Annotated in this window: 11 protein-coding genes; 6 read left to right on the top strand and 5 right to left on the bottom strand. The window is 67.9% G+C overall.

Features of this window, described 5'->3' with window-relative positions; genetic code table 11:
• The coding region (locus L995_RS24305; RefSeq protein ID WP_047473980.1) for a GntR family transcriptional regulator at nt 1–296 on the bottom strand (296 nt) is incomplete at its 3' end.
• A gap of 126 nt (nt 297–422) precedes the next feature.
• Between L995_RS24305 and L995_RS24300 the strand changes: the two genes are divergently transcribed.
• Nucleotides 423–1,058, top strand: a complete 636-nt coding sequence (locus L995_RS24300; protein WP_047473979.1) for a LysE family translocator — start codon at nt 423–425, stop codon at nt 1,056–1,058.
• Between the two features lie 27 nt (nt 1,059–1,085).
• Here L995_RS24300 and mnmH read toward each other — a convergent pair whose 3' ends face one another.
• The 3 genes from mnmH to L995_RS24285 form a co-directional block, all read right to left on the bottom strand.
• Entirely contained in the window at nt 1,086–2,150 is a 1,065-nt protein-coding gene (gene mnmH / locus L995_RS24295) for a tRNA 2-selenouridine(34) synthase MnmH (protein ID WP_047473981.1), read from the bottom strand.
• Nucleotides 2,151–2,390: 240 nt separating this feature from the next.
• Complete coding sequence (locus L995_RS24290; RefSeq protein ID WP_231574522.1) at nt 2,391–3,476, bottom strand: serine hydrolase domain-containing protein; 1,086 nt, start codon at nt 3,474–3,476, stop codon at nt 2,391–2,393.
• Between the two features lie 32 nt (nt 3,477–3,508).
• Nucleotides 3,509–4,075 (bottom strand): retropepsin-like aspartic protease family protein, encoded by a 567-nt coding sequence (locus L995_RS24285; RefSeq protein WP_047473977.1) that lies wholly within the window; start codon nt 4,073–4,075, stop codon nt 3,509–3,511.
• A gap of 139 nt (nt 4,076–4,214) precedes the next feature.
• Between L995_RS24285 and L995_RS24280 the strand changes: the two genes are divergently transcribed.
• Nucleotides 4,215–4,982 (top strand): DsbA family protein, encoded by a 768-nt coding sequence (locus L995_RS24280; RefSeq protein WP_016445973.1) that lies wholly within the window; start codon nt 4,215–4,217, stop codon nt 4,980–4,982.
• A 66-nt stretch (nt 4,983–5,048) separates the two neighbouring features.
• Here the strand turns inward: L995_RS24280 and icd are convergent, their stop codons facing one another.
• The gene (gene icd, locus L995_RS24275; RefSeq protein ID WP_012205489.1) at nt 5,049–6,311 is read right to left on the bottom strand and encodes an NADP-dependent isocitrate dehydrogenase; all 1,263 of its coding nucleotides are present in this window, start codon (nt 6,309–6,311) and stop codon (nt 5,049–5,051) included.
• 209 nt (nt 6,312–6,520) lie between these two features.
• On the opposite strand from icd, the gene L995_RS24270 reads away from it, so the two are divergent.
• The 4 genes from L995_RS24270 (at nt 6,521) to L995_RS24255 (ending at nt 10,094) form a co-directional block, all read left to right on the top strand.
• Nucleotides 6,521–6,742 (top strand): hypothetical protein, encoded by a 222-nt coding sequence (locus L995_RS24270; RefSeq protein ID WP_012205488.1) that lies wholly within the window; start codon nt 6,521–6,523, stop codon nt 6,740–6,742.
• Nucleotides 6,743–6,957: 215 nt separating this feature from the next.
• Nucleotides 6,958–7,407, top strand: a complete 450-nt coding sequence (locus L995_RS24265; RefSeq protein WP_016445971.1) for a DUF192 domain-containing protein — start codon at nt 6,958–6,960, stop codon at nt 7,405–7,407.
• Between the two features lie 9 nt (nt 7,408–7,416).
• Entirely contained in the window at nt 7,417–7,788 is a 372-nt protein-coding gene (locus L995_RS24260; RefSeq protein WP_013802509.1) for a DUF2946 family protein, read from the top strand.
• Nucleotides 7,789–7,886: 98 nt separating this feature from the next.
• The gene (locus L995_RS24255; protein WP_047473976.1) at nt 7,887–10,094 is read left to right on the top strand and encodes a TonB-dependent receptor; all 2,208 of its coding nucleotides are present in this window, start codon (nt 7,887–7,889) and stop codon (nt 10,092–10,094) included.
• The last annotated feature ends 63 nt before the right edge of the window (nt 10,095–10,157 follow it).

Genomic DNA, 10,157 nt, shown 5'->3' with positions numbered 1-10,157 from the left:
AGGCCCTGGGCGGCCAGCCGGTCGTAGGCCTGGACCACGGTATCGCGGCTGACGCCGGCCTGCTGCGCCAGCGCGCGCACCGAGGGCAGCCGCGAGCCCGCGCGCAGGCCATGGCGGCGGATGAGGCTGCCGTAGTGGTCCACGAGCTGCTCGACCAGCGAGAGATCGGAGGAGCGCAGCGGACGCCAGGGCGCAGCGGCCTGGAAAGCCGTAGCGGAGGATGCACTCGATGTCTGCGGTGTCTGCTGTGCCTGCGCTTGCTTCGGCGTGGCTGCGGGATCAAGTGTCAGGGTCATGTGGGCAGGCCAGTTGGCAAATTGTTCTGGCAAAGTGTACTGCTACTGTACCGAACACTGCCATTAGCATGGCCTGACGGCGCCGCGGCCTGCGGCATGCGCAGACAGGGCGCCGGATTCCCTGTCATGCCTGTTGCCACCATGCCCTTCGATACCGCCCACACCTCGTTCCTGCTGCCGCTGGCCATGTTCTCCTTCGTCAGCTCCGTCACGCCCGGCCCCAACAATGTGATGTTGACGGCCTCGGGCGCCACCTTCGGCTACCGCCGCACGGTGCCCCACATGCTGGGCATCACCGTGGGCGTGGTGGTCATGGTGCTGCTGGTGGGCGCGGGCCTGGGCGCGGTGTTCGAGCGCCTGCCGGTGATCTACACCGCGCTCAAGTACCTGGGCGCGGCCTATCTGGTCTGGCTGGCCTGGAAGATCGCGGGCAGCGGCGGCATCGACGGCGGCAACGCGGGTGCCCGGCCCTTCGGGTTCTGGCAGGCGGCGGCGTTCCAGTGGGTCAACCCCAAGGCCTGGATCATGGCCATCGGCGTGATTGCCACCTACACGCCGCGCGAGGATTTCTTCATCAACCTGGTGCTGGCCGCCCTGGTACTGGGCATCGTGAACTATCCCAGCGTCAGCGTCTGGACGCTGTTCGGCAGCGCCGTGGGGCGCGCGCTGCGCTCGCCGCAGGCACTGCGCCGCTTCAACTGGGGCATGGCCGCCCTGCTGCTGCTGTCGCTGTACCCGGTGCTGGCAGATTCACACGCCTGATTCAAACGCCTGATCCACCCGGCTGCTTCATGCGGCCGATGTCCCATCCAGCGCCAGTATCTGCTGCGCCAGCGCGGCGATGCCGGCCTCGCTGAGGTCGTCGGCCTGCACCCTGCGGCGCGTGCGCCACTGCGTGAAATGCCGCTCCTGCGAGCGCTCGTAGTGCGGGTCGTAGTGCTGGGCCATGAGCTCGGAGAACAGCGGCGAGAGGCTGCGCTCATGCGCCCAGGCCTGCCAGCGCGAGATGGTCTCCTTGCCCTGCAGCTCCTTGAGCCAGCCCAGCTTGTCGGCCAGCGTCTGCGGATCGTCGCCCAGGTAGGCGTAGTCGCGCAGCAGGTAGGCCAGGCGCGCCTCGGGCGTGGCATCGAGCGCAATCACGGGCGACTGGCGCATGTGCTCGACCAGCACCAGCGGCAGGGACACGCGGCCGATCTTGGCGCTCTCGCCTTCCACGTACACGGTGCGCGACGGATCGAAACTCTCCAGCTGCTGGGCCAGCAGCGTCTCGAAGTATTTCTGGCTGGGCTGCTCCACCCCGGGCAGGTTGCCCAGCAAGGAGCCCTTGTGGCTGGCATAGCCCTCCAGGTCCAGCACCTGCTCGCCGGCCTCGGCCAGGGCATGCAGCACGCGGGTCTTGGCGCTGCCGGTGGCGCCGCACAGCACCTGCAGGCGCAGTTGGGGCACCAGGCGGTCGATCAACTCGATCACATGGCCGCGATAGGACTTGTAGCCGTTGGCCAGTTGCTGGGCATCCCAGCCGACCAGGCGCAGCCAGGTGACCATGGAGCCGCTGCGCAGGCCACCGCGCCAGCAGTAGACCAGCGGCTTCCAGTTGGCCGGTTTGTCGGCGAAGGTTTCATGCAGATGGCGCGCCAGATTGGCCGAGACCATGGCCGCGCCCAGGCGTTTGGCCTCGAAGGGGCTGACCTGCTTGTAGATGGTGCCGATCCGGGCGCGCTCCTCGTTGTCGAGCACGGGGCAGTTGATGGCACCGGGAATGTGGTCCTGCGCGAATTCGGCAGGCGAACGGGCGTCGATCAGGGTGTCGAACTGGTGGCGGTCGGCGATGCGGATGGGCTGGCGGTGGGACACGGGCAAACGGTGATCTGGCGATCATGCGGGAGGCAGAAACAACCGGCGCCATGGCCTCTGGGGCTCATGGGCCGGCACCGGAACCAGGAAAGTGGATCGAGCCTCGACACGCACCGGCCCGCCCCGCTTCGCGCCCTGCTTGCGCGAGCCGGGCATGCGGCCGACCTTGGAAGCGGGGATTCTCGCACGCCCGCCGTGCCCGCGCTCGGCTGTCAGGGCAAGGCTGTCAACGCCAGGCAGTCAACGCAAGGCAGCGGCGATCAGGCCCTGCACGGCGCCCACGCGCTGCACCTGCTGGGGGCTGTCGTAGTTGCCCATGAAGACGGCATACACCAGCGACTGCTGGGGCACGACCACCAGCCGCTGCCCGCCCAGGCCGATGGCCATGTAGTACGCCAGGCCGGCGCGGGTCTGCCCCACGTACCAGTGGTGGCCGTAGCGCAGGCCGGGCCAGGCGTCCACGCGCGGCTGCATGGATTGCACAATCCAATGCCGGGGCACCAACGCCCGTCCCTGCCATTCACCCTGCTGCAGCACCAGCTGGCCGATGCGGGCCAGGTCCCGCGCCCGCAGGCGCAGGCCGGAGGCGGCGGCCGCCTCGCCGTTGGTGCCAGGCGTCCACTCGGCCTTGTCGATGCCCAGGGGCGCAAACAGCTTGTGCCGCGCGTAATCCAGCAGCGGCATGCCACTGCCTTGTGCAATCAGATGGCCCAAGAGCGCCGTCGCCCCGCCGCTGTAGCACCAGCGTTCGCCGGGCGGGGCCACGATGGGCTGCTCCAGCACATAGCGGTAGCGGTCGCTGCTGCGCTCCATGGCGATCTCGCTGTTGCGCGGGTCGGAGTACGGAAGGTCCTCGTCCCATTGCAGGCCCATGGTCATGCCCAGGGCGTGGGAGATGAGGATGGCGCGCCGGCCCTCATCGGCCGCCAGGTCCTTGTAGGCTGGAAAGGCCTGGACCAGGGGCGTGTCCAGCGTGGGCACCTTGCCTTCGGCCAAGGCGATGCCATACAGCAGGCCCACGATGCTCTTGCTGACCGAGCGCACGTCGTGCAGGGAGTCGGCATGGAAGGCCACCTTGCCCAGCGGCTCGCCCCAACGCTCGTCCTCACCCTCGAAGTAGCGCTCCAGCGCCAGCCGGCCGTGGCGCATGACGACGACGGCATGCAGGTTCACCAACCCCCCGCTTTTCACGCCCTGGTCCAGGCGTTCGCCAAGATCTTCGGCCAGGCCGGTGGAGGGGCCGCCGCCCGGCGCCACGCTGGCGCAGGCCGTGCAGCCCAGCGCCGCAAGGGCTGCGCCCGTCTGCAGCCATCTGCGTCTGTTCATTTGCAATTCATTGCGCTTCATGTCCCTCTCCTTCACTTTGATGCAGACCCGCTGCCGCGCGGGTGGATGAGCATGCGGTCGCCGCGTATCTCCACGTCGAACTGGCGCAGGAAGTTCTGGCCCAGCAGGGCATCCCTGTCCGAGTCGCCCGTATAGCCCGTGCCCACGCGCAGGCCGCTGACCACCAGGGAGGCCACGCGCACCTGCTCGGCCACCACCATGCGGCCATCGCGCTCGCCATTGGCGGTGCGAAAGCGCACGGGCTCGCCGCCGTCCAGGCCTGCGCGCTCGGCCAGCGGCTCGGTGACGCCGACCATGCTGGCGCCGGTGTCCACCAGAAAGCTCACGGGCTGGCCGTTGACGGCGCCTTCGACGCGGAAATGCCCGTCTCGGCCCCGCGCAATGGCCACGGTGCCGTCGGCCTGTACCTTGACGGCGACCGGCTTCAGGTACATCTGCATGGCCCAGTACAGCACGCCCATGACCAGCAGCCAGAACAGCAAAAAGCCCAGCATGCCGCGCCGGGCGACGGACTGGACACTGGGCTCGCTGGCAGGATCGGAAGAAGCGGATGAGCGCGGCGTGGATTTGAGACGCATGGCAATGCAGACGAATTCGGCAGGAACAAGGCGCTGTGGCCGGACAGAGGCAGCCGTCCATTCTGCCTGCAGCCCTGCGCCGCCACGGACAAGTCAATAGCCGCTACAGTGGGCGCCTTCATCACAGCCCGCTCCTGCCATGACCACGACCGCGCAGCCGCCCTTTGTCCTTCACTACATCTTCGACCCGCTGTGCGGCTGGTGCTATGCCGCCGCGCCCCTGGTCAAGGCCGCGCGCAGCGTGCCCGGCGTCACGCTGCAATGGCATGGCGGCGGCATGCTCACGGGCGCCCACACCCGCACCATCACGGCCGACTGGCGCGGCCATGTGATGCCGCACGACCAGCGCATTGCCGAGATGACGGGCCAGCCGTTCGGCCCTGCCTACTTCGACGGCCTGCTCAACGACCTGGGCGCCGTGCTGGACTCGGAGCCGCCCACCACGGCCCTGCTGGCCGCCGAGGAACTGGCGGGCCGGGGCCTGGACATGCTGGCGCGCCAGCAGCAGGCCCACTACGTGGAAGGCCGCCGCATCAGCGACCCCGCCGTGCTGCAGGAACTGGCCCGTGACCTGGGACTGGACGGCGAGGCCTTTGCCCAGGCCTTCCAGCGCTTGTCCGGCGCTGCCACCCAGGCGCATATCACCCAGGCGCGCGAATGGCTGAACCTGGCACAGGGCCAGGGTTTCCCGACCTTCGCGCTGGAGTTCGACCACCCCGAGGCCGAGCAGCCGGGCCAGCGCGCCATCCAGCGCATCGACATCGGTCCCTGGCTGGGAGATGCACAGGGCTGGGCAACGCAGCTGGGCGAGTGGGTGCAGCAGGTGGCGGCCATCACCGCCGGCGAGCAGACCGCGCCCCAAGGCGAGGACTGCGGGCCCGATGGCTGTGCGCTACCCAAGAGCTGACCCGTCAACGCCCGTCAAAGAAAAACCGCGCCCTGGCGCGGTTTTTTCATGGAGCGCGGGCGCCCGTCAATCCATCTTGGAGATCATCACCTCGCCAAAGCCGGAGCACGACACCTGGGTGGCGCCGTCCATCAGGCGGGCGAAGTCATAGGTCACCTGCTTGCTCTGGATGGCCTTTTCCAGCGCGCTGATGACCAGGTCGGCCGCCTCGCGCCAGCCCATGTGGCGCAGCATCATCTCGGCCGAGAGGATTTCTGAGCCGGGGTTCACATAGTCCTTGCCCGCATACTTGGGGGCCGTGCCGTGCGTGGCCTCGAAGCAGGCCACGGAGTCGGACATGTTGGCGCCGGGCGCAATGCCGATGCCGCCGACCTGGGCCGCCAGCGCGTCCGAGATGTAGTCGCCGTTGAGGTTGAGCGTGGCCACCACCGAGTACTCGGCCGGGCGCAGCAGGATCTGCTGCAGGAAGGCGTCGGCAATCGAGTCCTTGATGACGATGTCGCGGCCCGTGCGCGGGTTCTTGAACTTGAGCCAGGGTCCGCCGTCGATGGGCTGGGCGCCGAACTCGCGCGCGGCCAGCGCGTAGCCCCAGTCGCGGAAGCCCCCTTCGGTGAACTTCATGATGTTGCCCTTGTGGACCAGGGTCACGCTGGGCTTGTCATTGTCGATGGCGTACTGGATGGCCTTGCGCACCAGGCGCTCCGTGCCCTCGATGGACACGGGCTTGACGCCGATGCCCGAGGTCTCGGGGAAGCGGATCTTCTTGACGCCCATTTCCTTGACCAGGAAGTCGATGAGCTTCTTGGCGTTGTCGCTGCGCGCTTCGTACTCGATGCCCGCGTAAATGTCCTCGGAGTTCTCGCGGAAGATGACCATGTTGGTCTTCTCGGGCTCCTTCAGCGGCGAGGGCACGCCCTTGAAATACTGCACGGGGCGCAGGCAGACGTAGAGGTCCAGCTCCTGGCGCAGCGCCACGTTCAGCGAGCGGATGCCGCCGCCCACGGGCGTGGTCAGCGGGCCCTTGATGGAGACCACGTACTCGCGAAGGGCCTGCATGGTTTCCTCGGGCAGCCAGACATCGGGGCCGTAGATACGCGTGGATTTCTCGCCCGCGAAGACCTCCATCCACTGGATCTTGCGCTTGCCGCCATAGGCCCTGGCCACGGCGGCATCCACCACCTTGATCATCACGGGCGTGATGTCCACGCCGGTGCCGTCGCCTTCAATGAAAGGAATGATGGGCTGGTCTGGCACGTTCAACGACATGTCGGCGTTGACAGTGATCTTCTGGCCCTCGGCCGGCACCTGGATGTGCTGGAAGCGGTTCATGGGGACGGGTCTCCGTTGGCTGGTGCACGAGGCAAGAGTGAATGCCCGGAATGGGCACAAATTTGGTGCAGAAAATTCTAACGACAATCGGGCCGCCCTCCTGTCAACGGCGATACAGTAAGCGCGTTGAGCATGTGCGGTGCATCAAGAATTTCGCACCGTTGTCTGATTCAACTTGGCTTCTACCGCTTTTCTAGGAAATGGCATATATGAAAAAACTCCTCGCTGTCCTGATCGCCGGTTCGTTTGCCGCAGGCGCCTTCGCACAGGCCGCCGCAGCACCCGAAGCGCCGATGTCGGCTCCCACGGCCGCTTCCGCAGCGGCTCCCGCTCACACAGCCAAGAAGGCAAAGGTCGCCAAGAGCGGCAAGCACTCCGGCAAGAAGCACGCCAAGCGTTCCACCAAGAAGGCACACAAGGCCGTGGCCTGATCCAGGCGCCGGGATGCCCGCTGGCATCCCCTCAAAAAAAGCCCGCAAGTCAGCAATGCACTGCGGGCTTTTTGCCGCCCGCCCGGCCATGATGGCCCGGCCAGGCCGATTTTTGCGTCCGGCCACGCGCCCCCTGCGACAGAATGTGCAAGATGACGAAGCCTTCGACACCCCTCCACACATCCCTTTCCCGCCGCGCGCTGCAGCGGTTGCTCATGGCCGCCTGCCTGGCTGGCGCCGCCGTATCGGCAGGCGCACAGCCCCAGGGCAGCCCCCAGATGAATCTGCGCCGCGTGGAGTTGACGGCCGGAATCCACCGCATCGATGCCCAGGTGGCCGCCTCGGACCGCGAGCGCGCCATCGGCCTGATGTTCCGCCAGGACATGCCCCAGCAGGAGGGCATGATCTTCGTCTTCGAGGTGCCTGCCGTGCAGTGCTTCTGGATGCGCAACACCCTGCTGCCGCTGACCGCCGCCTTCGTGGCCGATGACGGCACCATCGTGAACCTGGCCGACATGAAGCCCATGACCGAGGACTCGCACTGCTCGGCCAAGCCCGTGCGCTATGTGCTGGAGATGAACCAGGGCTGGTTCGCCAAGCGCGGCCTGAAGGCCGGCGTCAAGCTGGGCGGCAGCCTGTTCACGCCCGCGCCCGCCAAGCCATAATCACGGCCCATGCAAGCGCTTCGCTCCTCGTTCTGGCTCACCCGGCTGATATTGGCCTGGTTTGCCGTAACGCTGGGCGTTGCCGTGGCTTCGCCCCTGGTCCATCCCCAGGGTTTCGAGCTGGTCTGCACGGCCAGCGGCGACGTCAAGCTGGTGGCGCTGGGCGACAGCGCAGCCCCGGGCATGGGCCACCACCAGCTCGACTGCCCCATGTGCCTGCCCGCTGGCGCACCGCCGCCGGCACTGCCGCAGATGGCGGTGCCCCACCAGCAGCCGCTGGCCCACGCGCTGCTGCCGCTGGTGGCAGCGCACATTGCCTCCGTCACACGCGCGCCGCTGCCGGCGCGCGGCCCTCCTCCGCTGACTGCCGTGTTCTCTTGAATCGCCGCCGGGCCTGCTGATGCGCGCCCGGCCCGCCTGCGCCGCATACGCGGCGCAAGACCCGGAGTCAGTTCGTGAATTCCCTCCCCTTCCCCGCGATGGCAGCGCCGCTGCGCCTGCCTGCAACCCTTTTTCGCCCCCATCCCCTGGCCGTAGCGCTGTGTTGCGCGCTGGGCACGGCCTGGACGCCTGGCGTGCAAGCGCAAGCGCAGGCCGATATCCCGCTGGCCCCCGTCGAGGTCTCTGACCAGGCCACGGCCGACGCCAACGGCCTGCTGCCGCTGAACAAGACCGTGGGCACGGCCAGCCGCCTGGGCCTGACGGCGCGCGAGACGCCGGCCTCGGTGCACATCGTGGACCGCACAGCCATCGAGGCGCGTGGCGCCCAGGACACGCAGGAGATCCTGCGCTCCATTCCGGGCGTCACGGCCTACAGCCCGCCCGGCAACATCGGCATCAGCTACCGGGGCTTCGGCACGGGGTCGGTCAGCCAGCTGTTCAACGGCATCAACCTGCAGTACTCCATTGCGGCCCGGCCCGTGGACAGCTGGATCTACGACCGGGTGGAGGCCGTGGGCGGCGCCTCCGGCTTTCTCTACGGCGCAGGCGGCGTGGGCGGCACGCTGAACTACATCACCAAGCTGGCCCAGCGCGACAGCTTCACCGAAGGCCAGCTGCGCCTGGGCAGCTACGGGCTGAAAGAAGCCTCCGTCGGGCTGAACCGCCGCCTGGGCGATGCCACTGACAGCCAGGGCACGACTCATTACCTGCGCCTGGACCTCAACCACCGCGATGCCGGCAGCTGGGTGGGCGGCACGCAGTCGCGCTCCACGCAGCTGGCGACCTCGCTGCTGTCCGACCTGGGTGGCGGCCTGACGCACACCCTGGCCTACGAGGCCCAGCATGAGCGCGTGGACCGCCCCTACTGGGGCACGCCGCTGCTCAACCCGCTGCGCGGCCAGGCGCGCATTGACGAGGCGACCCTAGGCAAGAACTACAACAGCGCCGACGGCCTGTATGCCCAGCGCGTGCAGTGGCTGCGCTCCATCACCGAATGGCGGGCCAGCGACCGGCTCAAGCTGAGCAACACCTTCTACGCCTATGACGCGCTGCGCGACTACCGCAACGTGGAGACCTACCGCTTCACGCCCGACAACAGCGCGGTGGTGCGCTCGGCTGCGCTGCTGCAGCGCCATGACCAGCGCATGGTGGGCGACCGCATCGAAGGCAGCTACCTGGGCGAGCTGGCCGGCCGGCGCAGCGAATGGGCTTTTGGGCTGGATGTGAGCGTGAACCGGCAGACACGCTTTCCGAACAGCCTGTCGGGCACGGTGAGCACGGTCAATCCCTACGATTTCACGACAGAGAACTTCTACGACATTCCCGGCATGGCACCCGGCTTCAGGCCCGACCGCGACAACAAGGTCACCACCACCGCGCTCTACCTGGAAAACCGCACGGCCCTCACTCCTGCCCTGCACCTGCTGACGGCGCTGCGCCATGAACGCATCGAGGTGGACCTGACCAACCGGCGCGATGTGACGCCCGCGCTGCCCGCAAGCTACAGCCGCAGCTATAGCCCGACGACCGGGCGCGTGGGCCTGGTCTGGGATGCCACGCCCGAGGCCAATCTCTACGCCCAGTTCTCCACGGCGGCCGATCCGCCGTCGGGCATGCTGATGGGCGCCTCGTTTGCCGATGCCATCAACAACACGGGGCTGACAACGGGCCGCCAGGTGGAGGCGGGCAGCAAGCTGTCGTTCTGGCAGGGCAAGGGAACGGCGGCGCTGGCGGTCTATCGCATCACGCGCCGCAACATCTCCACCCAGGACCCGCAGGACAGCACGCGCACGGTGCTGGTGGGCCAGCAGTCCTCGCGCGGGGTGGAGCTGTCCATGGGCCTGGCGCCCACGCCGCGATGGTCCATCCAGGGCAACTGGAGCCATGTGGACGCGCGCTATGACAACTACCAGCAAGGCGGCGTGTCCCTGGCGGGCAAGCGACCCACGAACACGCCCGCCAGCGTGCTCAACCTCTGGACCAGCTACCGCATCACGCCGGCGCTGGAGGTCAATGCCGGGCTGCGCCGCGTGGGAGGCATCTATACCGATGCGGCCAACACGCTGTCCTGGCCCGCCTACACCCTGCTGGACCTGGGCCTGAGCTACCGCATCGACCCGCGCATGACCGTGGTTGCACGGCTGCGCAATGCCACGGACCGCGTCTACGCCGCCAGCCTGACCAGCACCATGGCCTACCTGGGGGCGCCGCGCACGGCCGATATCACGCTGCGCGTGGCGTTCTGAGAGAGGGCCGCGCCATGCGCCTTCACCTCAAACGCTGGCTGTTCCTGCTGCACCGCTACGCGG

It is taken from the genome of Delftia sp. ZNC0008 (assembly GCF_000799035.1).
Lineage (GTDB): Bacteria > Pseudomonadota > Gammaproteobacteria > Burkholderiales > Burkholderiaceae_C > Comamonas > Comamonas tsuruhatensis.
This window is presented reverse-complemented; position numbering and strand designations above follow the sequence as displayed.